This is a genomic window from Methylobacterium terricola, assembly GCF_006151805.1.
Classification (GTDB): domain Bacteria; phylum Pseudomonadota; class Alphaproteobacteria; order Rhizobiales; family Beijerinckiaceae; genus Methylobacterium; species Methylobacterium terricola.
Genome location: NZ_VDDA01000013.1, coordinates 161008 through 184435 on the forward strand (window position 1 = coordinate 161008; position 23428 = coordinate 184435).

Annotated in this window: 23 protein-coding genes; 11 read left to right on the plus strand and 12 right to left on the minus strand. The window is 71.0% G+C overall.

The annotated features are described in order from the left end of the window. Positions 1–7 precede the first annotated feature (7 nt). Together FF100_RS23895 and FF100_RS23900 are read right to left on the minus strand one after the other, a co-directional pair. Positions 8–793 (minus strand): class II aldolase/adducin family protein, encoded by a 786-nt coding sequence (locus FF100_RS23895; RefSeq protein ID WP_139038266.1) that lies wholly within the window; start codon positions 791–793, stop codon positions 8–10. After that, positions 793–1626 (minus strand): ABC transporter ATP-binding protein, encoded by an 834-nt coding sequence (locus FF100_RS23900; RefSeq protein ID WP_139038267.1) that lies wholly within the window; start codon positions 1624–1626, stop codon positions 793–795. The genes FF100_RS23895 and FF100_RS23900 overlap by 1 nt, the downstream gene beginning before the upstream one ends. Positions 1627–1859: 233 nt before the next feature. Here FF100_RS23900 and FF100_RS23905 point away from each other — a divergent pair, with 233 nt between their 5' ends. From FF100_RS23905 to FF100_RS23930, 6 genes are all read left to right on the plus strand, one after another. After that, the gene (locus FF100_RS23905) at positions 1860–2579 is read left to right on the plus strand and encodes a GntR family transcriptional regulator (protein ID WP_139038268.1); all 720 of its coding nucleotides are present in this window, start codon (positions 1860–1862) and stop codon (positions 2577–2579) included. Between the two features lie 61 nt (positions 2580–2640). After that, complete coding sequence (locus tag FF100_RS23910) at positions 2641–3420, plus strand: SDR family oxidoreductase (protein ID WP_139038269.1); 780 nt, start codon at positions 2641–2643, stop codon at positions 3418–3420. A 1-nt stretch (position 3421) separates the two neighbouring features. Then, complete coding sequence (locus tag FF100_RS23915) at positions 3422–4558, plus strand: pyridoxal phosphate-dependent aminotransferase (protein ID WP_139038270.1); 1137 nt, start codon at positions 3422–3424, stop codon at positions 4556–4558. A gap of 169 nt (positions 4559–4727) precedes the next feature. Further along, positions 4728–5606 carry an alpha/beta fold hydrolase gene (locus FF100_RS23920; protein WP_139038271.1) on the plus strand — a complete coding sequence of 293 codons (879 nt, stop codon included), beginning with the start codon at positions 4728–4730 and terminating at the stop codon, positions 5604–5606. 2 nt (positions 5607–5608) lie between these two features. After that, positions 5609–6856: a M20 family metallo-hydrolase gene (locus tag FF100_RS23925; RefSeq protein ID WP_139038272.1), complete on the plus strand. Its 1248-nt coding sequence runs from the start codon at positions 5609–5611 to the stop codon at positions 6854–6856. Between the two features lie 11 nt (positions 6857–6867). After that, positions 6868–7797, plus strand: a complete 930-nt coding sequence (locus FF100_RS23930) for a cupin domain-containing protein (RefSeq protein ID WP_171070306.1) — start codon at positions 6868–6870, stop codon at positions 7795–7797. 6 nt (positions 7798–7803) lie between these two features. Here the strand turns inward: FF100_RS23930 and FF100_RS23935 are convergent, their stop codons facing one another. The 9 genes from FF100_RS23935 to FF100_RS23975 all read right to left on the minus strand — a co-directional run bounded on the left by FF100_RS23935 (position 7804) and on the right by FF100_RS23975 (position 18215). Continuing rightward, positions 7804–8529 carry an ABC transporter ATP-binding protein gene (locus tag FF100_RS23935; RefSeq protein WP_139038274.1) on the minus strand — a complete coding sequence of 242 codons (726 nt, stop codon included), beginning with the start codon at positions 8527–8529 and terminating at the stop codon, positions 7804–7806. Beyond that, entirely contained in the window at positions 8522–10324 is a 1803-nt protein-coding gene (locus FF100_RS23940) for a branched-chain amino acid ABC transporter ATP-binding protein/permease (RefSeq protein WP_139038275.1), read from the minus strand. The genes FF100_RS23935 and FF100_RS23940 overlap by 8 nt, the downstream gene beginning before the upstream one ends. Then, complete coding sequence (locus tag FF100_RS23945) at positions 10317–11150, minus strand: branched-chain amino acid ABC transporter permease (RefSeq protein ID WP_139038296.1); 834 nt, start codon at positions 11148–11150, stop codon at positions 10317–10319. Before FF100_RS23945 ends, FF100_RS23940 begins: the two co-directional genes overlap by 8 nt. A gap of 265 nt (positions 11151–11415) precedes the next feature. Further along, positions 11416–12573, minus strand: coding sequence for a substrate-binding protein (locus FF100_RS23950; protein WP_139038276.1), 1158 nt, complete (start codon positions 12571–12573; stop codon positions 11416–11418). A 54-nt stretch (positions 12574–12627) separates the two neighbouring features. Then, positions 12628–13473, minus strand: a complete 846-nt coding sequence (locus tag FF100_RS23955; protein WP_139038277.1) for a nitrilase family protein — start codon at positions 13471–13473, stop codon at positions 12628–12630. 173 nt (positions 13474–13646) lie between these two features. Continuing rightward, entirely contained in the window at positions 13647–14273 is a 627-nt protein-coding gene (locus tag FF100_RS23960; protein WP_139038278.1) for an ANTAR domain-containing response regulator, read from the minus strand. Then, entirely contained in the window at positions 14270–15424 is a 1155-nt protein-coding gene (locus FF100_RS23965; RefSeq protein WP_139038279.1) for a transporter substrate-binding domain-containing protein, read from the minus strand. Before FF100_RS23965 ends, FF100_RS23960 begins: the two co-directional genes overlap by 4 nt. 348 nt (positions 15425–15772) lie before the next feature. Continuing rightward, complete coding sequence (locus tag FF100_RS23970) at positions 15773–16735, minus strand: amidohydrolase family protein (RefSeq protein ID WP_139038280.1); 963 nt, start codon at positions 16733–16735, stop codon at positions 15773–15775. Between the two features lie 154 nt (positions 16736–16889). After that, a complete protein-coding gene (locus tag FF100_RS23975) occupies positions 16890–18215 on the minus strand; it encodes an MFS transporter (protein ID WP_139038281.1) in 1326 nt (441 codons plus the stop codon). 279 nt (positions 18216–18494) lie between these two features. On the opposite strand from FF100_RS23975, the gene FF100_RS23980 reads away from it, so the two are divergent. Beyond that, positions 18495–19196, plus strand: coding sequence for an IclR family transcriptional regulator (locus FF100_RS23980; RefSeq protein WP_139038282.1), 702 nt, complete (start codon positions 18495–18497; stop codon positions 19194–19196). A gap of 100 nt (positions 19197–19296) precedes the next feature. Here FF100_RS23980 and FF100_RS37255 read toward each other — a convergent pair whose 3' ends face one another. Beyond that, positions 19297–19434, minus strand: a complete 138-nt coding sequence (locus FF100_RS37255) for a hypothetical protein (RefSeq protein WP_171070307.1) — start codon at positions 19432–19434, stop codon at positions 19297–19299. A gap of 497 nt (positions 19435–19931) precedes the next feature. On the opposite strand from FF100_RS37255, the gene FF100_RS23985 reads away from it, so the two are divergent. The 4 genes from FF100_RS23985 (at position 19932) to FF100_RS24000 (ending at position 23217) form a co-directional block, all read left to right on the plus strand. Further along, positions 19932–20243 carry a hypothetical protein gene (locus FF100_RS23985; RefSeq protein WP_139038283.1) on the plus strand — a complete coding sequence of 104 codons (312 nt, stop codon included), beginning with the start codon at positions 19932–19934 and terminating at the stop codon, positions 20241–20243. 201 nt (positions 20244–20444) lie between these two features. Next, a complete protein-coding gene (locus tag FF100_RS23990) occupies positions 20445–21479 on the plus strand; it encodes an ABC transporter substrate-binding protein (protein WP_139038284.1) in 1035 nt (344 codons plus the stop codon). Between the two features lie 11 nt (positions 21480–21490). Continuing rightward, positions 21491–22348 (plus strand): ABC transporter ATP-binding protein, encoded by an 858-nt coding sequence (locus FF100_RS23995; RefSeq protein WP_139038285.1) that lies wholly within the window; start codon positions 21491–21493, stop codon positions 22346–22348. After that, positions 22345–23217 carry an ABC transporter permease gene (locus tag FF100_RS24000; RefSeq protein ID WP_139038286.1) on the plus strand — a complete coding sequence of 291 codons (873 nt, stop codon included), beginning with the start codon at positions 22345–22347 and terminating at the stop codon, positions 23215–23217. The genes FF100_RS23995 and FF100_RS24000 overlap by 4 nt, the downstream gene beginning before the upstream one ends. Positions 23218–23428 lie beyond the last annotated feature (211 nt).

A 23428-nucleotide genomic window follows, 5' to 3' on the forward strand; every position in this document is an offset into this window, starting at 1 on the left:
TCCGCGATCAGTGGCGGTAGGACGGGTCGGTGCGGTCGAGCCGGCGCATCAGCGCCGGCCATTCGCGCTCGCCGGGGATCAGGATGTCGCCCTGCAGCTCCCAGAACTGGCGCGCGGCGCGCTCGCAGACCTCGTGGGCCGGGATCACCAGGGCGGCGCCGGCGGCGGCCGCCGCCTGCATGTCGAGCTGGATGCGCGCGGCGCGCTCGAAGTAGTAGAGCAGCATGAACGCCTCGCCGGGCGTGCGGCCGACGGTCAGGATGCCGTGGTTGCGCATCAGCATGACCTTGTGGGGCCCGAGATCGCGCACGAGCCGGCCCTGCTCGTCGAGGTCGATCGCCACGCCCTCGTAATCGTGGAAGGCCTGACGGTCGTAGAACCGCATCGCGAACTGGCTCAGCGGCAGCAGCCCCTTCTCCTGGCCCGAGACGGCGACGCTGGCATCCGAGTGGGTGTGCAGCACGCAGGCCGCGTCGTGGCTCGTCTTGTGGATCGCCGCGTGGATCACGAAGGCGGCGAGGTTCACGGTGTGGGGCGTGTCGTCGAGGATTTTGCCCTCGACGTCGATCTTCACCAGGCTCGACGCGGTGATCTCGTCGAAGAGCAGGCCGTAGGGGTTGATCAGGAACTCGTTGTCGCGCCCGGGGATCCGGGCCGAGATGTGGTTGTAGATCAGGTCGTCCATGCCGAGCTGCGCCACCATGCGGTAACAGGCGGCGAGCGCCACGCGGGCCTCCCACTCGGCGGGGTCGAAGCGGCTTGCGGGGTTCGCAGCGCTCACGGGGGCGTTCATCAAGCCTTCTCCTCGGCGATCTGGAACGACTTCAGGCTCTCTTCCTCGATCGCCTCGAGGAGCGTGCGCTTGAGCCGGATGAATTCGGGAGCGGTGACGAGGTCGGGCCGGCGCGGCCGCGGCAGGTCGATGCGCTGCTCCAGCTTCACCGCGCCCGGCCGGGCGGTCATCACCAGCACCCGGTCGCCGAGGAAGATCGCCTCGTCGACGTCGTGGGTGATGAACAGGATCGTGCGCCGGTGGCGCTGCCAGACGTCGAGCAGCCAGCGCTGCATCAGCGTGCGGGTCAGCGCGTCGAGCGCCCCGAACGGCTCGTCGAGCAGCATCAGGTCGCGCTCGAACAGGAAGGTGCGCATCAAGGCCACCCGCTGGCGCATGCCGCCGGAGAGCTGGTGCGGGTACTGCGCCTCGAAGCCGGCGAGCCCGAACTCGGGCAGCATCCGGAGCGCCTCCTCCCGCGCCTCCTTACGCGGTCGGCCCTCGATCTCGAGCGCCAGGATCGCGTTGTCGATCACGTTGCGCCACGGCAGCAGCAGGTCGCGCTGGGGCATGAACGAGACCCGGCCGAGCAGGTCGGCGGCGTGGCAGCTCTGGCCCTCGAAGCGCAGGGCCCCGCCCGGATCGGGCTCCTCCAGCCCGGCCACGATGTTGAACAGGGTGCTCTTGCCGCAGCCGCTCGGGCCGACGACGGTGACGAACTCGCCCCGCCCGATCCGGGCCGAGAAGCCGGACAGGGCCTTGACCGGCCCGAAGGTCTTGTCGACGCCCCTGAGCTCGATCAGCGGTGCGGGTTCCGCAACTGTGGCGGGAGCGTCGTCCTGGTGTCGCAGCATCGCCCGCAAGAGACGTCCTTTCGGGTTCTTGTATAACGAGGGCCGCCTCTGGCATGCCTGAGCGCCGGCCGCGATGGACGGAGCACTGCAACGGATGTGCCAGAAGGCGGCGAGCGGGCCGGATCACGCGGCATCGCGCTTGCCTCGGCCGTCGCGGGTGCGACGCAGAACCGCCGGCGGGGCAGGAATGCACGAGGTCTTGGGGCTGATGTATACAGAAATGAGTAACATGGATGCATAAGACGGCAGCAAGCGCACAAAACGGCGTCATCCGGATCGACGAGGGGCGCCCGTCGGTCTCCCCTGCCCCCGGCCTGACCCTCGCGGAGGGCCTGCGCCAGCGGCTCGAAGCCGCGATCGCCGCCGGCCACCTCGAACCCGGCAGCCGCCTCGACGAGCAGGAGATCGCGCTGCGCTACGGCGTGTCGCGCACCCCCGTCCGCGAGGCGTTCCGGCTGCTCGCCGCCAGCAACCTCGTCGAGCTGCGCGGGCGCCAGGGTGCGGTGGTGCGCACCATCGGCCCGCACGCCCTGATCGAGATGTTCCAGGTGATGGCGGAACTCGAAGGCCTGTGCGCCCGGCTCGCCGCACGGCGCGTCCCGCCGACCTGGCGGGCGACGATCGAGCCGATCCACCAGCGCCTCGTCGACCTCGTCGATGGCGGCGACGCCGACGCCTTCTACGACGTGAACCAGGACTTCCACGAGGCGATCTACGAGGCCGCCCGCAACGGCTTCCTGGCCGACCAGACAAGGCGCCTGCGCAACCAGGTCGCCGCCTATCGCCGCCGCGTCACCCGGATGCCGAACCGGATGAGCGACACGATCCGCGAGCACGAGGCGATCCTGCGGGCGATCCTCGCCCACGACCCGGAGGGCGCGCACCGGGCGATGCGCGACCACGTCGCGCTGCTTGGCGACAACCTGCTCGACTTCCTGGCGGCGTTCGAGTGAGGCCCGGCTTGGTATGCAAATTGCTGCACGTTGCATACCTGTTGCCCGTCAGGAGTGCCCCGTGCAGCTCGACCTCACCGACAAGACCGCCCTGATCACCGGCGCCTCGAAGGGCATCGGCCTCGCCGTCGCCCGCACCTTCGCGGCCGAGGGCTGCCACCTGCATCTCGCCGCCCGCAACGGCGCGGCGATGGAGGAGGCCAAGCGCGCACTGGAGGCCGAGTACGGCGTGCGCGTCACCGTCCACGCCCTCGACTTGTCGAGCACCGCCGCGATGGAGCAACTCGCCGCGCAGGCCGGCGAGATCGACATCCTGGTCAACAATGCCGGCGACATCCCGGCCGGCTCGATCGAGATCCTGGAGGAGGCCGACTGGCGCCGCGGCTTCGACCTCAAGGTCTTCGGCTACATCACCCTGTCGCGCCTCTACTATCGGCGCCTGAAGGGCCGCGGCGGCGTGATCGTCAACGTCATCGGCAATTCGGGCGAGAACTGGGATGCGAGCTACATCGCGGGCTCGACCGGCAACGCCGCGCTGATGTCCTTCACCAAGGCGCTCGGCGGCCGCAGCCTCGACCACGGGGTGCGGGTGGTCGCGGTCAATCCCGGCCCGGTCGCCACCGACCGCATGCTCAAGATCATGAAGCGCAAGGCGATCGACATGCTCGGCGACGAGGCGCGCTGGCAGGAGCTGTTCGACAAGTACCCGGGCAAGCGCCCCGCCACCTCGGAAGAGGTCGCCGATCTCTGCGCCTTCCTGGCCTCGCCGCGGGCCGGCTACATCACCGGGACGGTCGTCACCATCGACGGCGGCATCGCCTCCCGCGGATCGGTGATCTGAGATGGCCTCCCCTGCCCTCACCCGCAACCGCTACTTCGACGACCTCTCGGCGACGCCGGACCTGATCTGGCTCGGCCAGAACACCAACCACATCGAGGCGCATCCGGCGGTGCGCGCGGCGATGATCCGGGCGGTGGAGGAGAACGCCTTCAACGCCTACGCGCCGCCGCTCGGCTTCGAATCGTTACGCGCCGCGATCACCGCCGATCTCGGCACGCCCGGCGCCGAGGCGCTGGTGACCGAGGGCGGCGTCAATGCGCTGGCGATGGTCTGCCGCGCCCGCTGCCGGCCCGGCACCACCTTCGTCACCACCGACCCGACCTGGAAATGGCCGTGCCTGTTCGCCGAACAAGCCGGCGCCACGGTGATCGAGATCCCGATCTACGATCCCGCCTGCCAGTATCGGCTGACCCCGGAGGCCCTGCGCGCCCATGTCGATGAGCGCACGGCGATCATCTACCTCGTCGATCCCAACAACCCGCTCGGCATCCGCTACACCAGGGCCGAGATCGAGGCGTTTGCCGCCATCGCGCGGGAATGCGGGGCGCTCCTCGTCCACGACTGCACCTATCGCGACTTCGCCGAGGGTCACCACCCGGCGCTCCTCGCCGACCCCGAGAACACGATCGTCTCGCTGAGCTTCTCGAAGTGGCTCGGCCTCGCAGGGCTGCGCATCGGGGCGCTCGTCGCCGCGCCGGCCCTGTTCGAGGAGATGGCCGCGCGCACCACCAGCGTGCTCGGGGCGAGCGTGATCGCGCAGCGCGCCGCCGAGGCCGGGCTGTCGGTCAAGCCGGCCTGGATGGCGGAGGTCCGGCGGATCGACCGGGCCAACAAGGCGATGATCGCCGAGGCCGCGGGCCGGGTCGCGGGGCTGGCGCTGCCGGTCTTGCCCTCGCACGGCAACTTCCTGGTGCTGGAGACGGTCGGCGCCGGCATCCGGCCGGAGGCCCTGGTCGAGTGCTACCGCCGCCGCGGGATCATGATCCGCCAGGGCACCTACCACACCGCCCGCTTCGGCGATCGCTTCGTCAAGGTCTCGACCTCGGTGCCGACGCCGTGGGTGGAGCGGTTCTGCGACCTGCTACCGGGCCTCGCCGAGGAAGCCCGCACGCTGAACGACCTGCCGCCGCAATTCTGAGTGGGTGTTCGTTCTGTCGTTCGCAGAACTGTCCGGAGACAATAAACGGCCCGGGATCGTCCCCTCCCCGCGGGGAGAGGAGAAGGCCCACGTTTTTCTTACGCCCGAACTGTCCCCGGACAGATCCCCGTCATCCGGGACATAACTTGATGGACCAGGACAAATACCCATGACGATCACGACGACGGACGGCGTGGCGCTCCACGTCGAGGAGGCGGGGACCGGCACCCCGATCCTGTTCATCCATGAATTCGGCGGCAACCACGCGAGTTGGGAGCCGCAGCTGCAGTATTTCAGCCGGCGCCACCGCTGCATCACCTACGCGGCGCGCGGTTATCCGCCGTCCGACGTGCCGGAGAGCCTCGACGCCTACTCGCAAGGAATCGCCGCCGCCGACGCGGTCGCGGTGCTGGACGGGCTCGGCATCGACAGGGCGCACGTCGTCGGCCTGTCGATGGGCGGGTTCTGCACCGTCCATGTCGGCCTGCAATACCCCGAGCGCGCCCTGTCGCTGACGGTGGCGGGGGCCGGCTACGGCTGCGAGAAGGAGTTCGAGGACTATTTTCGCGGCGTCTCCCTCGAAGTGGCCGACAATTTCGAGCGCAAGGGCGCGCAGGAATTCTCCAAGATCTACGCGCTCGGTGCCAGCCGGGTGCAGTTCCAGAACAAGGACCCGCGCGGCTGGCAGGTCTTCGCCGACCGGCTCGCCACCCATTCGGACAAGGGCGCCGCGATGACGATGCGCGGCGTCCAGGCCCGCCGGCCGTCCTTCTACGATCTCGAGGACGAGCTGAGGCGCATGGCGGTGCCGACCCTGGTCGTGGTCGGCGACGAGGACGACCATTGCCTCCAGCCCGGGATCTTCCTCAAGAAGACGATCCCCGCCTGCGGGCTCTCGGTATTCCCGAAGACCGGCCACACCCTGAACCTGGAGGAGCCCGCCGCCTTCAACGCGCTCGTCGCCGAGTTCATCGCCCAGGTCGAGGCCGGGCGCTGGCTGCCCCGCGATCCGCGGGCGCTGCCGGGACAGATCATGCGGACGACGTGACGATGGCCGGATCCGTCTCCGACCGGCTCTGGCGCCGGCTGATGCAGCTGTCCGAGATCGGTGCCATTCCGGGCGGCGGCGTCGACCGGCAGGCGCTCACCGCGGGCGAGGCCGAGGCCTGGCGCCAGGTGATCGGCTGGGGCCGCGAGGCCAGGCTGGCGCCCGAAACCGACGAGGCCGGCAACCTCTTCCTGGTCCTGCCCGGCCGCGACCGGGCGGCTCCGCCGGTCCTGGTCGGCAGCCACCTCGACACCCAGCCGACCGGCGGGCGCTTCGACGGGGCGGCGGGGGTGCTCGCCGCCCTCGACGCCGTGACGGACCTCGCCGCGGGCGGGCGGGTGCCGGAGCGCGATTGCATCGTCGTCGCCTGGATGAACGAGGAGGGCAGCCGCTTCGCCCCCGGCATGATGGGCTCGGAGGCGTTCTGCGGCGTGCGCGCCCTCGCGGCGATCCGGGCCGTCCGGGACGCGGACGGGATCGGCGTGGGCGAGGCCCTCGACGGCTTCCTCGCCGGGTTCCCCGACCTGCCGCGCCGGCCCCTGGCTACGCCGGTCGCGGCCTATCTGGAACTGCATATCGAGCAGGGACCGGTGCTGGAGGCGGCGGGCTGCCCGGTCGGAATCGTCACCGGCATCCAGGGCAAGAGGACCTATTCGGTGTGCCTCGCCGGCGCGGAGGGCCATGCCGGCACCCTCGCGATGGCGGAGCGCCACGACGCGGTGGCGGCCTTCGCGCGCTGCGCCGTCGCGCTCCACGCCGCGATCGGCGGCCTCGACCCGGCGATCAAGTTCACCATCGGGCGGGTCACGGTCGTGCCGAACGCCCCCTCGGTGATCGCCCGGGAGGTGCGGTTCAGCATCGACCTGCGCCACCCGGACAACGCGGTGCTGGACGCGGCGGGCGCCCGGATCGAAACCCTGTGCCGGGCCGAGGCGGGCCCCTGCACGGTCGCGGTGACGCCCCTCGTCGCCGCCCCCTCGAACGGCTTCGACCCCGTGCTCCGGGACCGGATCGGGCGGGCGGCGGCGGATCTCGGGATCCCGGCGATGCCGCTCCTCTCGGCCGCCGGCCACGATGCCCGTCACCTCGCCTCCTTATGCCCGAGCGCGATGATCTTCGTCCCCTGCCGGGCTGGGATCAGCCACGCCCCGGCCGAATGGGCCGAACCCGACGACCTCGCCGCCGGCGCGGGCGTTCTCGCCCGCGTGCTCGGCGAGCTCGCCTTCGCCGACACACTGCCCCTCGCGTGAGGAGACGCCCGATGACCGACACGGCCCCGATCGACATGGCGGACCTGCCGGTGCAGCACCCGCACAACCCCGGCAGCCCGGCCGAGGCGCGGGCGCGCTTCTTCAATTCCGGCAACGCCTTCAACATCAAGCTGCCGCCGGTGCCAGCCCGTGTCTTCACCGAGGAGGCCGCCCGGGCGCTCGCCCCGGACGCGCCGACGGGCTTCGTGGCCTGCGACCAGGCGGAGGCGATGGCCTGCCCCTTCCCGGCCACCACCCCGTTGATGCTGGCGCGCTACGCCACCATCGCGGCGGGCGAGCGCCTCGCCTGCGACCTCGTGGCGACCGGCTCGGTCTGGTTCGTCATCGCCGGCACGGGCGAGACGCGGGCCGGCACCGAGACCCTGCGCTGGGGGGCCGGCGACGTGATGCTCCTGCCCGGCGGCGCGGTCGCGCATGTGGCGGAGAGCCGGGCGGTGCTGTGGAGCGTCAGCAACGCGCCGCAGCTCGCCCACGACGCCTCGTGCCCACCCGCCATCCCGGTCGCTCCGGTGCATTACCCGGCGGCCGAGATCGACCGCCAGCTCGCGGTGATCACGGCGTCCGGCACCAACGCGACGACCTCGGGCCTCGCCCTGATCTTCTCCTCGGACGGTCTCGAGGCGAGCCGCAACATCCTGCCGACCCTGACCCTCTCGCTCAACACCCTGCCGCCCGGCACGGACCAGCGGGCTCACCGCCACAACTCGGCGGCGGTGACCCTGGCGGTCGCGGGCGAGCGCTGCTTCTCCAGGGTCGACGGCTCCCGCTGCGACTGGACCCCGTGGGCGACCCTGGTGACGCCGCCCGGCGCGCCGCACTCGCACCACAACGACGGCGGCGACCGGGCCCGCTTCCTGATCGTGCAGGATGGCGGCCTGCACTACCACGCCCGTACGATGGGCTTCGCGTTCCTGGAGTGACGCGCCTCAGACGCTGAGATGGCCCAGGATCCGCTCTCGCGCAGTGCCGTCGATGCCCCCCTCGTCGTCAATCTCGCCGAGCTTGAGCGCGGCCCAGCGGTCGGCGACCTTGAGGGCGAAGCCGAGATTCTGCTCGACGATCAGCATGGCGGTGCCGCTCGCCGCCCGCTCGGCGGTCAGGGCGGCGGCGATGCGGTCGACGACCGAGGGCTGCAGGCCCTCGGAGATCTCGTCGATGAGGAGCAGGCGCGGCCGCAGCATCAGGGCGCGGGCGAGGATCAGCATCTTCTGCTCGCCGCCCGACAGCGTGCCGGCGCGCTGGGCCAGCCGGTCCTTCAGGAACGGGAAATGGCCGAACACCCGGTCGAGCGCCTCCGGCAGGAGCCGGTCCGAGGCCAGCGCCAGGCGCAGGTTGTCGCGGATCGACAGATCCTGGAACAGGGGCTGCTCCTGGGGGGCGTAGCCGATTCCGAGCGCCACGAGCCTGGCCGGCGACAGGCCCGCGACGGAGCGCCCGTCGATCGCGATCGAGCCCGCCCGCAGGGCGACCAGCCCCAGGATGGTCTTGAGCAGCGTCGTCTTGCCCATGCCGTTCTTGCCGAGGAGCGCGACGATCTCGCCCGGCCCGACCCGGAGCGACACGCCCTTCACGATCGCGACGGCGCCGTAGCCGCTCGATACCCCGTCGAGGACGAGGCCGCCCGTCCCGTCCCGCTGCGTCGTCTCAGGCATGCGCGCCTCCCGCGTAGATGGTCCGCACCAGCGCGGAGCCGACGACCTCCTCCACCGTCCCGTCGAGCACCAGCCGGCCCTGGTGCAGCACGACGATGCGCGAGGAGATCTCGCGCACGAAGTCGAGATCGTGCTCGACCAGCACCACCGCGATGCCGAGATCGGCGGCCAGGCCCTTGAGCACGGTGCCGATCGTGGTGCGCTCGGCCTTGGTCAGGCCGGCCGTCGGCTCGTCGAGGAGGATGATCCGCGGCTCCAGCGCCATCACCATGGCGAGTTCGAGCGCCTGCTTCTGGCCGTGCGAGAGCAGGCGGGCGGGCTCGGCCATGAGGGCGTCGAGACCGGTCATCCGCAGGATGTCGAGCACCGGCTGCGGCAACCCGAGGATGTCGGCCCGGCGCAGGGGGCTCGGGGCCTCGTGGGCGGCGCGGGCGAGCCGCAGGCATTCCGCCACCGACAGGCTCTCGAACACGCTGGCGACCTGGAACTTGCGCCCGACGCCCAGCGCCACGATGCGATTCGGCGTCAGGCCGGCGGTCGCGGTCCCGGCCACCGCCACGCTGCCCCGGAACGGCTCGGTGCCGTCGCTCAGGCAGCGCATCAGCGTGGTCTTGCCGGCGCCGTTCGGACCGACGAGGCTGACCAGCTCGCCCGCCCGGACGGTGAGGTCGATGCTCTCCAGCACGGTGAGGCTGCCGTAGGACTTGGCGAGACCTTCGACGCTGAGAAGCGGCGCCTCATTGCGTGGGGCCGCCCGCGCGGGACGGGCGGCGAGTCGCGGAGCCGCCGCACGCCGCCCGAGCGGCAGGACCGACACGGCGCGGCGCGCCAGCTCGGCGAGGCCGCCCGGCAGCAGGATGATGATGGCGACGAAGGCGGTGCCGAGGAGGAGCTGCCAGAGGAAGGGCAGGTCGCCCGAGAGGTTCGCCGCGAGGTAGTCGATCGCGATCGTGCCGAGGACCGGCCCGACCAGCGTGCCGCGGCCGCCGAGCGCGACCCAGATCACCAGCTCGGTGCCGAAGAGGAAGCCGGCATTCTCCGGCGCCACCACGCCCGAGGCGTTGGCGAAGACGAAGCCGGCGAGGCCCGCCACGCCGGCCAGCACCGCGGTGAGGCCGATCTGCAGGCGCCGGGGATTGAGGCCGAGATAGGCGCAGCGCGCCTCGTTGTCCCGCAGCGCCACGAGCAGGCGCCCGGCATCGGAGCGCACGAGGATCCAGGCCGCAAGCGTCACGACGACGAGGAGGATGGCGGCCAGGCGGAAGAAGCCCTCGATCTCGAGCGGCAGCACGTCGAAGCCGACGAGGCCGCTGCTGGAGCCGGTCCGCTCGCCGCCGGAATAGATGCCTTGCGTCACCACGATCGGCACGACGAGGGAGATCACCGAGGCGTAGAGCGGCGTCGAGCGGTGGTAGAAGGACAGCCATCCGACCGCGAGGCCGAGGAGGAGCGGCGCGACGACGGCGAGCGCCGCCGCCGCCGCCATCCAGTGCGGCGCCCCGCCCTGGGCGGAGAGCAGCATCGCGGTGGCGTAGGCGCCGATGCCGAAGAAGGCGGCCTGCCCGAAGGTCAGGATGCCGGCAAAGCCCCAGAGCAGGTCGACCGTGACGGCGAGCACCGCGTAGATCATCGAGCGGGTCAGCACGTTGACCGCGAAGGTGTCGAGGACGAGCGGCGCGACCCAGAGCGCCATGGCGGCGAGGAGGGCGACGGCGAGCGGGGCCGCCCGTGCGAGGCGGGGACGCCCGCTGGCCCGCGCGGCGGCGAGGCCGGCGGCCGGAACGGTCTCAGGCACGCGAGAATCCTTTCGGGCTGATGCGCAGCACGAGGGCGGCCAGCACGGCGACCGCGATGCTGCCGAGAACCGGGCTGACGAAGGTGCTCACCAGCACCTGCGCCGCGCCGAAGACGAGGCAGGCCGCCGCGAGGGCCAGGAACGACGTGTCGGCGACCATCACCAGCATGAAGGCGCCGATCAGCCAGCCGACGCCCATGGTGGGATCGACGCTGGTCAGCGGCGTGAGCAGCACCCCGGCGAGCGCCGCGAGGCCGGCGCCGATCATGAAGACCACGAGGCGCACCCGGGCGGTATCGAGCCCGAGGCTGCGCGCCAGGGTCTCGTTCATGATGACCGCGCGGGCCGAGAGTCCCAGGCGCGTGCGCTCGATCACCAGCGCGAAGACGGCACCGATGACGAGTGCGGCGACGAGCGCGACAAGGCGGTAGGCGGAATAGCCGGTGCCGAGGATCTCGACGGTGCCGGACAGGAGGTTGGGGGTGAGCTGGACGTCGCGCCCGAAGGCGAGGGTGATGAGCTGGCCGACGACGATGCCGAGACCCCAGGTCGCCAGGATCGCGTCGAGGGGCCGGCGGTAGAGCGGGCGGATGATGACATATTCGGCGAGGCCCCCGAGGGCCGCGCCGACCACGAAGGCGATCGGCAGCGCGGCCCAGGGGTTCAGCCCGAGCTTTCCCGTCACGACGGCGCAATAGGCGCCGATCGTGAGCCAAGCCCCGTGCGCGAAGTTGATGATCTTCAGGACGCCGAAGACCGCGAGGAGCCCGATCGCCACCACGAACAGGATCGCGGCGGTCGTCAGGATGTCGAGGAGGAGGAGCATCGTGCCATCCGGGTTGAGGATGTCCGGCGATCGGCCGGACATGGGTCACGTCGCCGGTATCGGCCGGAATGGGCCGAGCGGATTCCGCACCCGCCGCATCATCCCGGGGCCGCGGAGCGGAACCCGGGATCCATGACCGCCAGCGCCTGAGCATGACGCTGTACGCGTCCCGCCTGATCCTGCGTCGTCAGCGGATGGGGATCCCGGGTTCCCGCCTACGGCGAGCCCCGCGATGACGGGGAGAGATGTCGGCGGATGTGCCGGATCAATCCAGCTTGGGGCATTGCTCGCCCGGATCGACGTCCTTGAAGGTCCCGACCACCTTGACCGAGCCGTCGCCCTGGACCTGGCCGAGATACATCGTCAGCGGCGCGTGATGCTGCTTGCTCATGCCGATCGTGCCGCGCGGCCCGGTGGCGGTCACGGTCGGCAGGGCCGCCAGCACCTTGGCGGTCTCGGTGCTGCCGGCCTTCTCGACCGCGGCCTTGTAGAGGTAGATCGCCTCGTATTCCGGCACCGAGAGGTCGTTGGGGGTGCGCAAGCCTGCGCCGAACTTCTTCTCCATCGCGGCCAGGAACGCCTTGTTCTGCGGGCTGTCGATGCCGGTGACGTAGGAGGCCGAGAGGTAGATGCCGTCCGCGTCCTTCCCCATGCTCTTCGCCGTGCCCTCGTCGACCGCGAGGTTGGCGTAGGGCAGGGTCACGCCGGCGCCGCGCAGCTGCTTGGTCAGCGTGACGTTCGGGGCGCCGCCGGCCGTGGAGGTGACGAGCGCGTCGGGCTTCGCCTCCTTCAGCTTGGAGATGATCGCGGTCCAGTCGCTGCCGTCCATCGGCAGGTATTCCTCGCCGACCACCTTGGCCCCGGTCTTCTCGATATAGGCCCGCGTGAAGGCCAGCATGCCGCGGCCGAAGGCGTAGTCGCTGCCGATGAGGAAATAGGTCTTGGCGTTCTTGTCCTTGGCGAAGGCGTCGATCACCGGCGGCACCTGCTGCTCGGGCACCCAGCCGTTGACGAATAGGTTCTTGTTGCAGGAGTGGCCCTCGTAGAACGAGGTATAGATGTAGGGCACGCGGCCCTTGGTGACGGCGGGCAGGCCGGCATTGCGGGCCGCGCTCGTCTCCATCGCGATGATGACGTCGACCTTCTTCTGGTAGATCAGCGCATCGAACGCCTTCTGGGCGCCGGCCGCGCCCGACGCGTCGTCCGCGACCTCGAGGGCGAGCTTGCGGCCGAGCACGCCGCCGCCGGCGTTGATCTCCTCGACCGCGAGTTCCGCCGCCTGCACGACGGAGGGCGCGACCACGCTGTTGGCCCCCGACAGGCCGACCGGGACGCCGATGACGATGGGCTTCTCCGCCGCCAGGACCGGCGAGGCGGTGAGGACGAGCGCGGCGAGCGCGCCGACGAGGGGACGTGTCGACATGGGTGCGGGCTCCTTCGGAAAGAGGATGGGAGGAACAGGTCTCGTCCGGCGCCGTCAGGCGTAGAGGTCGGTGCGGCGGTCGCCGAGGACGGAGTTGAACTCGTTGAGATCCTTGTGGCCGGCCTCGGCGAGGTCGATCACCGCCGAGACGGTCTCGGGCGCCTCCCGGCTCGCCGGGCCGGCCAGCGTCCAGCCCTTCGGGCCGATGATCAGGCTCTGGCCCTCGAAAGGCTGGCCGCGCTCGACCCCGACCCGGTCGGCACAGGCGATGAAGATCCCGTTCGAATGCGCGGCGGCGCGGTGCAGGGTGTTGGCCATCGCCGCCTCGCCCGCGGGCTGGTTCGGCATCGGCACCCAGTTGGTCGGGATGCAGACGATCTCGGCGCCGGCGAGGGCGAGCTGCCGGAAGGTCTCGGGAAACCAGCCGTCGTAGCAGATCGCGATGCCGATCTTCCCCAGCGCGGTCGCGAAGACCGGGAAGCCGAGATCGCCCTTGCGGAAGAACAGGTTCTCCCGGTGCCAGAGATGCGCCTTGCGGTAGGTGCCGACGAAGCCGTCGGGCCCGGTGATCAGGGCGGAGTTGTAGAGCGCGTCCCCTGCCCGCTCGGCGATCCCCGCCACGATGTGGATGCCGAGCTCCGCGGCGAGCGCGGTCCAGGCCCGGGTCGTGGGGCCGTCCGGCACCGGCTCGGCGAGCGCCGCCGCCTCGTCGGGCGTCTCGAACACGTAGCCGGTGCTGGCGAGCTCCGGCAGCACGACGAGCCGGCTGCCCTCGCGGGCGGCGGCGCGGACGAGGTCGGAGGCGCGGGCGAGATTGGCCGCGACCGCGCCGAATTCCGGCTCGAACTGGATGCACGAGACCCTGAGAGATCGGCGAGCGGGATCGTTCGCTTGGACCATGATCGCTCCAAAACGCAAAAAACCCCTGGACGCGGAAATCTATCCGCAGACCAGAGGCTTCGAAGCCGGGATGTGATGCAGCATAGAAGCTGCTGGGCAACCTTGCCCGTCTCCTTACGATACGCGAGGACGAGGCGTCTGCAAGGCCAGAAAGCGGGCAGGCTGTGCCCGGATCAGGTCTTCTCCGCCAACGCGATGCGCAGGCCGAGCCCGCTCATCGCCTCATGCGCCGCCACCACGCTCTCGGCGACGCTCGCCATCGGCACCCGGGTGGCGGTGGCACGGTCGCGCAGCAGCCGGTAGGCGGCGTCCTCGTCGATCCGGTTGAGGTCGATGAGCAGTCGCACCGCCTTCTCGACGCTGCGGCGCCCCTTCATGGTCTCCTCGAGCCGGGTGATCTTGCTCGTCAGCCGGCCCTCGTAGCCGCGCCGGTAGCGGGCCAGCGCGAACTGGGTCAGCACGCCGCGCGGCCGCAGGGGCTTGGCCAGGACGCCGTGGGCGTTGACGTCGACGATCGCCTTCAGCGAGGTCGGGCTCTCGTAGCCCACGATGGCGACGACCGTCGGCCCGGCCTCCTCGAGGGCGGGCAGCAGGGGGCGGACATCGGCGTCGTCGAGCAGGACGAACAGCGTGTCGATCTCCGGCGGCAGCGCCGCCGGGGGCGGCCAGAGCTGCGAGACCTCGCAGCCGAGGCGGCGGAGCTGGTCGACCAGGGAGGCGCCCTCCTCGTCCTTCGGATGGACGACCAGCACCCGGGCGCGCCGCAACTCATCGAGGATCTTGCGGGCCGGCGCGCTCATGCGGCGAGCCCTTCCTCGAGGGCGTTCAACTCGAAGCGCGACCAGGCGAGGTACGGGTCGGGCCGCACCGGCCGGCGGGCGCGCCAGGCCACGTCGAACTGCCCGTCGGCCCGGGCGACGCCGATCGCCGGCGTGAGCCAGACGTGCCGGGTCTCGCCGTCGAAGGCGATCTCGCCCTCCGGCGCCAGGTAGAGCTGGCGCAGGGCCGCCGCGCTTAGGCGCTCGGCATCGAGCGTGCCGGCCTCGGCGAGCGCCCGGGCGAAGAGGTGGACCTGCGCGTAGGCCGTCTCCGACCACATGCTGGTCGGCCGCTCCGACCCGAACCGGGCCCGGAACGCGGCGACGAAGCGGCGGTTCTCGTCGCCGTCGAGGCTGCCGAAATAGGACGAGGCCAGCACGTGTCCGGTGCAGGATTCGGGGCCGATCGCCCGGATCTGCCCCTCCGCCAGGGTGAGGCTCGCGATCGGGCAGCGGGCACGGTCGATCCCGGCCGCCGCGTAGGCGCGGTAAAGCCGCTCGGCACCGCGGCCGACCACGGTCGAGAACACGGCGTCCGGCGCGGCACGGCGGATCTCGGCGACCATCCGCCCATGGGCCTCCTCGTCGGCATCGAGGGGGGCGTAGGCCTCGCCCAGGATCGTGCCGCCCTTGGTCTCGATCAGGTCGCGCATGACCCGGTTCGACTCGCGCGGATAGATGTAGTCCGAGCCGACCATGAAGATCCGCGGTCCGTATTCCTGCAACAGGAAATCCGCGAGAGCGAAGACGTTCTGGTTGAGCGTGGCGCCGGTATAGATGACGTTCTCGGAATACTCGAAGCCCTCGTAGATCGAGGGATACCAGAGCAGGCCGTTATGGCGCTCCATGGTGGAGAGCACGGCCTTGCGGCTGGCCGAGAGCGAGCAGCCGAACACCACCTCGACGCCGTCCTCGGCGAGCATGCGCCGGGCGAGGCCGCGATAGGCGTCCATGTCGCCGGCCGGATCGTAGCAGACCGGCTCGATCGGGCGCCCGAGCACGCCGCCGGCCGTGTTGATCTCCTCGATCGCCAGGGCGGTGCCGAGGAAATGCTCGGTCTCGGTGATGCCGCTGACCCCGCTGCGCGAGAACAGCACACCGACCCGCCATGGCGCCTTGCCCGTCCCCGCCATCCGTCACCCGCCGCTGCGTCCAGGCGCTCGGTCCTGCCGGCGAGAAGCCCTAGAGCATCGCCCGAGCACGTTGCAACACGGCACACGAGGCCGGCAGATCGGCGCACGCGGACGCAGGGTTCGTCGTCGGCCATTCCCTGTCCCGGACGGCCGACGCGAAGCGGACGGAGATCCGGGACGGCGAGCGGCCGCCGCGGGAGCGCCCGCCCGCCGGCACACGCATCCCCCCGCGTTGCGTCCCGTGACGCGGCAGGCGGGCGCCGCTCGCGATCCCCGGGCGTGCCGCCTTGCCCGTGACGGGCCGGCATCCGCGTCGTCGGACCAGGCTCTCGGGGCCGCGCCCGCCGTTCAGGGCTGGCCGAAGCCGTAGAGCGTCGCCGGGTTGTCGACGAGGATGCGCCGGCGCGCGGCCTCGTTCGGGGCCCACTCGGCCAGGAGGTCGAACAGGCCGGCATCGTCCGGCATGTGCGTCTCGCCGCGATGCGGCCAGTCGCTGCCCCAGACCATGCGCTCCGGCGCCGCCCGGGCGAAGAGCGTGGCGACCTCGGTCGCGTCCGCGTAGGCCGGCGGGCCGCTCCTGGTGTTGAGGTAGGCGCCCGACAGCTTCATCCAGGTCCGCCCGCCATCGAGCAGCTTGCGCACGACCGGGACGGCGCGGTGGTTCAGCCCCTGACCGGGCAGCAGGCGGGCGAGGTGGTCGATGACGAGCGGGGTCGGCAGGCGCGCTAGCACCTCGGCATGGTCGGCGATCTGGTCGCCGGTCATGTAGACCTGGACGTGCCAGCCGAGGGGCTGGACCTTGCGGGCCATCGTCTCCAGCCGCTCCGCCGTCGTGGCGCCCCAGGATTGCGGCGTCACGAAATTGACCCGGATGCCGACCGCGCCCCGGGCGGCCATGTCCTTCAGCGCGGCCTCCGTCACGTCGAGGTCGACCACCACGACGGCGCGGGCCGAGGCGCCGAGCTGCGCCACGCCATCGAGGGTGGCGCGGTTGTCGATGCCGTAGGTCGACGGGGTCACGACGACCGTGCGGCTGGTTCCGATCCGGGCCTGGAACAGGCGATAGGCTGCGACGTCGCTGTCGACGACCGGCTGGCCCTTCCAGTGCGGCGAGGCGGGAAAGCGCGTCGAGAAGATATGGATGTGCGAGTCGCAGGCCTGGGCCGGCACCTCGGTTTTCGGCGGCTCGGTGCCGGCGGAGAACGGCACGGCGCCCTGCGCGAGGGCCGGGCCGACCGGCAGGGCGGTGACGGCAACGGCGCCCGCGGCCCTCAGCATGTCGCGTCGCGACGGATTGTAAGCAGCCGTCATGGCGACCTCCCTCTTGTTCTTCGCTGTCGTCCTGGATGTCGGGCCCCTCTCCCCCTCGCCCGTGCGGGAGAGGGGGCAGGCTTCAGGGCAAAACGCTGAGCGCCGTGCTGGCCGCGGGCGCGAGGCGCGGGGTCATGGCGGCCGGGTCCCGGGATCAGGCCGCGACCGCGACCGGAAGGTCGGTGCGGCGAACCCGCCGGCCGAAGGCGAGCATCAGGACCGCCCCGACCAGCAGGCAGGCGCCGACCGCCAGGAGCGGCGCGGTGAACCCGCCCGAGAGGTCGCGCACCAGGCCGATCATGTACGGCCCGGCAAAGCCCCCGAGATTGCCGATCGAGACGATCATCGCGATCCCACCGGCGGCCGCGCGCCCGGTGAGGAAGCCCGACGGCACCGCCCAGAAGGTGGCGACGAAGGAATTGATGCCCATGACGGCGACGCAGAGCGCCGCGATGGTGAGGACCGGCGTCGGGGTGAAGGCACTCGCGACCAGGGCCGCGGCACCGACGAGGAGCGAGATCGTCGGGTAGATCGTCCGGTCGCTGCCGCGATCCGACATCCGGCCCCACACCACCATGGCGACCGCGCCGCAGATGTAGGGGATCGCCGTCACGACACCGACGAGCGAGGTGGCGAGGCCGAGCTGCTTGATGATCTGCGGCAGCCACAAGCCGATGCCGAGGGACCCGACAATGGCGCAGAAGTTGACGCAGGCGAGCATCAGCACGCGCCAGTTCCGCAAAGCCTGCGCCAGCGTCATCTTGTGCTTGCGCTCGATCGCCGCCGTCTCGGCCTCGAGCTTGGCGACGAGGGCGTCGCGCTCGGCAGGCGACAGCCAGGCCGCCTTCTCGGGCCGGTCTGTCAGGACGAACAGGCAGGCGATGCCGAGGGCCATCGCCGGCAGGGCCTCGAGGATCAGGAGCCACTGCCAGCCCTTGAGGCCGAACCCTTCGAGCTGGATCAGGGCGCCGGAGATCGGGGAGCCGACGATGTTGGCAACCGGGATGCCGAGCAAAAACAGGGCGGTCGCCCGCGCCCGCACCGCCGACGGAAACCACAGGCTCAGGTACAGGAACACGCCGGGCACGAACCCGGCCTCGCCGAGCCCGAGCAGGAAGCGCGCGATGCCGAACTGCACCGGGCCGGTGACGAAGGCGGTCGCCGCCGAGACCAGGCCCCAGGTGATCATGATCCGGGCGATCCAGATCCGCGCCCCCACGCGCATCATGATCAGGTTGCTGGGGATCTCGGCAATGAAGTAGCCGAAGAAGAACAAGCCGGCACCGACACCGAAAGCGGTCGCCGAGAGGCCGATGTCCTTGTTCATCGTGAGCGCGGCGAAGCCGACATTGACGCGATCGAGGTAGCTGATCACGTAGCAGACGAACAGGAACGGCAGGATGCGCCACATCAACTTGCGATGCAGCGCTCGCTCGTCGATCGCGGTGAATGCCGGCTGCGGCGGCCCTGCCCGGGTCATGATGTCTGCTCCCGAAATTTTTGCAACGGTGTTTCATTTCAGATATCCCGGTCCCCAGGACGGGTCAAGCGCGCGGGACCCTGCGCGAATGCCGCGGAGGGCAAGCGCCCTTCCGGCGGCGTGGCGCCGCGGGAGCATCCCCCGACGAGGCGGGTTCCCGCGCGCCGAAGACAATGCGGCCCCCTCGAAGGCCCCGGGCGCTGTCCGATTGCCACGCGATCGGGCCGTGCTCTAAGGGGGGCGACCGCCCCGGCGGAGTCGCAAGCGAGCGTGAGAGGGATGCCGAAAGAGGCCCGACCGAGACCCAAGCTCGAAGGCGTCGCCTCGGCCGAGCGGGTGCTGACGATCCTGACCGCGTTCCAGCGCGGCGACGACGCGCTCGAGCTCACCGAGCTCGCCCGGCGCACGGAGCTCGTGAAGAGCACCATCATGCGGCTGTGCATCTCGCTCGAGAAGTTCGGCCTCATCGAGCGCCTGGACGATGGGCGCTATCGCCTCGGCGTCGAGGCTGCACGCATCGGCTCGGTCTACCAGCAATCCTTCGCGCTGGAGGAGCGGGTGGTTCCGGTGCTGGAGCGCCTCGCCGCCGAGTCCATGGAGACGGCGTCATTCTACATCCGCCGGGGAAACCAGCGCTTGTGCCTGTTCCGGGCCGACTCGCCCTATCCGCTGCGCATGAACGTGCGGCCGGGCGACATGAGGCCGATGGACCAGTCGGCGATCGCGCAGGTGCTCGCGGTCTTCGGTGACCGCGCGGACCCGCAGGGGGCGCCGGAGCTGCCGCTCCACACCTCGGGCGTCACCGATCCGCACGTCGCCTCCCTGGCGATGCCGGTCTTCGGCGCCGGGCGCAGGCTGATCGGGGCGCTGGCGCTGTCCGGCCCGTCCTCGCGTCTCACCACCGAGCAGGCCGGGATCCTCGCCCCGAGGCTGCGCGAGGCTGCCGAGCGCCTGTCGGCGGAGCTGGGCGCGCAGGTTTGACACGCATCCGCGGCCGACCGCGAGCATCGCCCGGCTCGACGGCCGGCGACCGGCCGGGCACGCCTCCGCTCGTCGTCCCAAGCCCGGACGTGGAGGCGGGTCATCGGGTCATCGGGTCGCTGCAGCGCGCCTGCCGCTCGGGCGCCCGCACCCGGCCATGCGCCGCGAGCACGAGGTCCATCTGGCGCCCGACCGGCAGCACCGGATCGAGCGTCGCCATCGGGTCCTGGAACGCCATGGCGATCGCGCGCCGGCGTAAACCCGGTCGCGGTCGGATACGCCTTGCGCACCGAGGGCGGGGTCTCCCGACCGGTGGCCGGCGCGGTGCTCGCCATGGGCGACCTCACCGGTCCGGGCGCGCCGCCGAGCCGCCACCGGCTCGATCCATGGCGGCCGGAGGAGTTCGGCCGGCTGCACCCGGATCGACCGGTCCTCGTCGTCGGCACCGGCCTCACCATGATCGATGCGGTCGCGTCCCTGCGCAGCCGGAGTTTTTTCCGGCCGGATCGTCGCCCTGTCGCGCCGCGGCCTGGTGCCGAACGTCCACGCCCCGACCTTCCGGGACCCGAGCGATCCTGCTTCCTGCGGCCGTCCTGGGACGTGCATCGCCACCGCGCCGGCCCGCCGGCCGCCTCGCCGTGCCGGCGGGGCGCATCCTCGCCATCGCGGACGGCCCCGGCGAGGCCGTGGTGACGATCCGGCCCCGGGGGCGGCACCACGGACGAGACCCTGCCGGTGCAGGGCATCGTCGACGCCACCGGGATCAGTCGCATCGACGAGACCGGAGACCCGCTGCTGCGCCGCCTCGTCGTGCGGGGCCTCGCACGGCCCGACGGCTTCGGGCTCGGCCTCGCGGCGAGCGACGATGACCGCCTGAGCGCCGGGCAGCCGGACCGGCTGTGGACGCTGGGCCCGCTCCTGCGCGGCACGCTGTGGGAATGCGTCGCGGTGCCGGACATCCGCAGCCAGGCCGCCGAGGTCGCCGCCCTCGTCGCCGCGGAGGTCGAATGCCTGCCGGTGCCGCGACGCCGGGCCGAATCCGCGTGACCGATCGTCGAACCGGGGCGCTGGCGGGCACCATGGCGAATAAAAATAATATCCTTGGAACGTGATCTGCAAAAGCAATTCGATTTCCGCTTGGACGCGTAATCGAAATAATGTTCTGGTTGACGATCCAGGCGGAGAACGACAGATATTCAGCGCTGGATCGAGCGTATCCAGGCCCCCGACAGCGATGAGACCATGGTGATGATCAAGCAACGCGCCCGGCTCCTGCTCCGGCACGCCGCCGCCCTGCTCGGAGGCCTGGCCCTGCTGGCGGCGCTGCCGGCCGGCCCGGCTGCCGCGGCCGAGGGCCAGCTGCGCATCGCCAAGCAGTTCGGCGTCGTCTACCTGCTTCTCAACGTCGCCGAGGACCAGAAGCTGATCGAGAAGCACGGCAAGCAGGCCGGCCTCGACATCAAGGTCGAGTACCTGCAGCTCTCCGGCGGCTCGGCGGTCAACGACGCGCTGCTGTCGGGCAGCGTCGATATCGGCAGCGCCGGCGTCGGCCCGCTCTTCACGCTCTGGGACCGCACCCGCGGCCGCCAGAACGTCCGCGGCGTCGCCTCCCTCGGCAACTTCCCGTACTACCTCGTCAGCAACCGCCCCGAGGTGAAGACGATCGCCGACCTGACCGACAGGGACCGCATCGCCCTGCCGGCGGTCGGCGTCTCGGTCCAGGCGCGCATCCTGCAGATGGCCTCGGCCAGGCTGTGGGGCGACAAGGACTTCGCCCGCCTCGACCGCAACAGCGTGGCGGTGCCCCACCCCGAGGCCGCGGCCGCGATCATCAAGGGCGGCACCGAGATCACCGCGCATTTCGGCAACCCGCCCTTCCAGGAGCAGGAGCTGGCCGAGAACCCGAAGGCCCACGTCATCCTGAGTTCCTACGACGTCCAGGGCGGGCCGGCCTCCTCGACCGTGCTCTACGCGACGGAGAAATTCTACAAGGACAGCCCGAAGACCTACCAGGCCTTCGTCGATGCGCTCGACGAGGCCGCGCGCTTCATCACCGCGGATCCGGAGCGGGCGGCCGACATCTACCTCAAGGCCAATGGCAGCCGCATCGACCGCGCCCTGCTGCTCAAGGTGATTAAGAGCCCCGAGGTGAGCTTCAAAATCGAGCCGCAAAACACGCTTGGCCTCGGCCAGTTCATGCACCGCGTCGGCGCGATCAAGAACGAGCCCAAGTCCTTGAGCGACTACTTCTTCGTCAATCCGCGCGTCGCGGCGGGCGGTTGAGGGCGAATCCGATGACGCTGGTGATGGAACGCGATGCGCCCGTGGCGGCGTCGCAACTGCCCGCTGTGCCGCGCGAGACGCCGCCCCCCTTGCCCGACCCGCTCCTGCGCATCGCCGGCGTGTCGCTGGAATATCGTACGCCGGGCCGCGTGGTGCGGGCGGCGCACCGGATCGACCTCGACGTCTACGAGGCCGACCGCTTCGTGCTGCTCGGGCCGTCGGGCTGCGGCAAGTCCACTCTCTTGAAGGCGGTGGCCGGCTTCATCGCCCCGGTCGAGGGCGAGATCACGCTCGGCGGCGTGCCGGTGCGCAAGCCGGGTCCCGACCGCATCGTGGTGTTTCAGGAATTCGACCAGCTGCCGCCCTGGAAGACCGTGGTCGAGAACGTTGCCTTTCCCTTGCGCACCGCCCGCGGGCTTGGGCACGCCGAGGCGCTGGAGCGGGCGCGCGCCACGATCGACAAGGTCGGGCTCACGGCCTTCGCTGCCAGCTACCCGCACCAGCTCTCCGGCGGGATGAAGCAGCGCGTCGCCATCGCCCGGGCGCTCGCCATGCAGCCGAAGGTGCTCCTGATGGACGAGCCCTTCGCCGCCCTCGACGCGCTCACCCGGCGCAAGATGCAGGAGGAGCTGCTGACCCTCTGGAACGAGGCCCGGATGACGCTCCTGTTCGTCACCCACTCGATCGAGGAGGCCCTGGTGATCGGCAACCGGGTCGCCCTGCTCTCGCCCCATCCCGGCCGCGTGCGCGGCGAGTACAATTGCCACGAATACGACCTGTCGAGCCTCGGCAGCCGCAGCTTCCAGGCCGCGGTGCAGCGCCTGCACGACCGGCTGTTCGAGCCCGTTCCCGAGGCGACGGCCCGATGAATCAGGTTCTCTCGCCGCCGATCCGTCCGGAATACGACCGGGTCCTGTCCCCCTTCGTCGAGGCCCCGGTCGAGCGCCGCCTGCCGCTGCCGACCCGCCTGTGGCAGCAGGGCTGGTTGCGCCGCGGCCTGATCCTGGTCGCGCTCGCCCTGCTCTGGGAGGGGCTGGCGCGCTGGCAGGACAACGACCTGCTGCTGCCGAGCTTCGGTGCCACCCTGTCGGCCCTGTTCGACGGGCTCGCCACCGGCGAGATCCTGGAGCGGACGCGGATCTCGCTGACCGTGCTGGCGCAGGGCTACGTGCTGGGCGTCCTCCTCGCTTTCGGGCTGACCTCGCTGGCGGTCTCGACCCAGTTCGGCCGCGACCTGCTCTCGACGCTGACCGCGATGTTCAACCCGCTGCCGGCGATCGCGCTCCTGCCGCTGGCGCTGCTGTGGTTCGGGCTCGGCCAGGGCAGCCTGATCTTCGTCCTCGTTCACGCGGTGCTGTGGCCGCTGGCGCTCAACACCTATGCGGGCTTCCAGGCCGTGCCGGATTCGCTGCGCATGACCGGGCGCAACTATGGGCTCGAAGGGCTGGCTTACGTCGGCCAGATCCTGGTCCCGGCGGCGCTGCCGGCGATCCTGTCGGGGCTCAAGATCGGCTGGGCCTTCGCCTGGCGCACGCTCATCGCGGCGGAACTGGTCTTCGGCGCCTCGTCGGGCCGCGGCGGCCTCGGCTGGTACATCTTCCAGAACCGCAACGAGCTCTACACCGACCGGGTCTTTGCCGGCCTGCTCCTCGTCATCGCCATCGGCCTCGTGGTCGAGACGGTGGTGTTCGCGAGCCTGGAGCGGGTGACGGTCCGGCGCTGGGGGCAAGTCAGATAGGACAGGCCTGACGAGGCGAACCCGAGAGGACCGAAAAGCTTCCAGGTGGACCGCTGCGCCCGAGGAGGCGGCACGGGTCCCGGCATTCGAGCGAGCGATGACGACAGCCACGATGCGCCTCGGCGCCTTCTTCTACGCCACCGGCCACCACGTCGCCGGCTGGCGCCACCCGTCGAGCGAGGCCGATGGCGGGCTCGTCCTCGACCGCTAT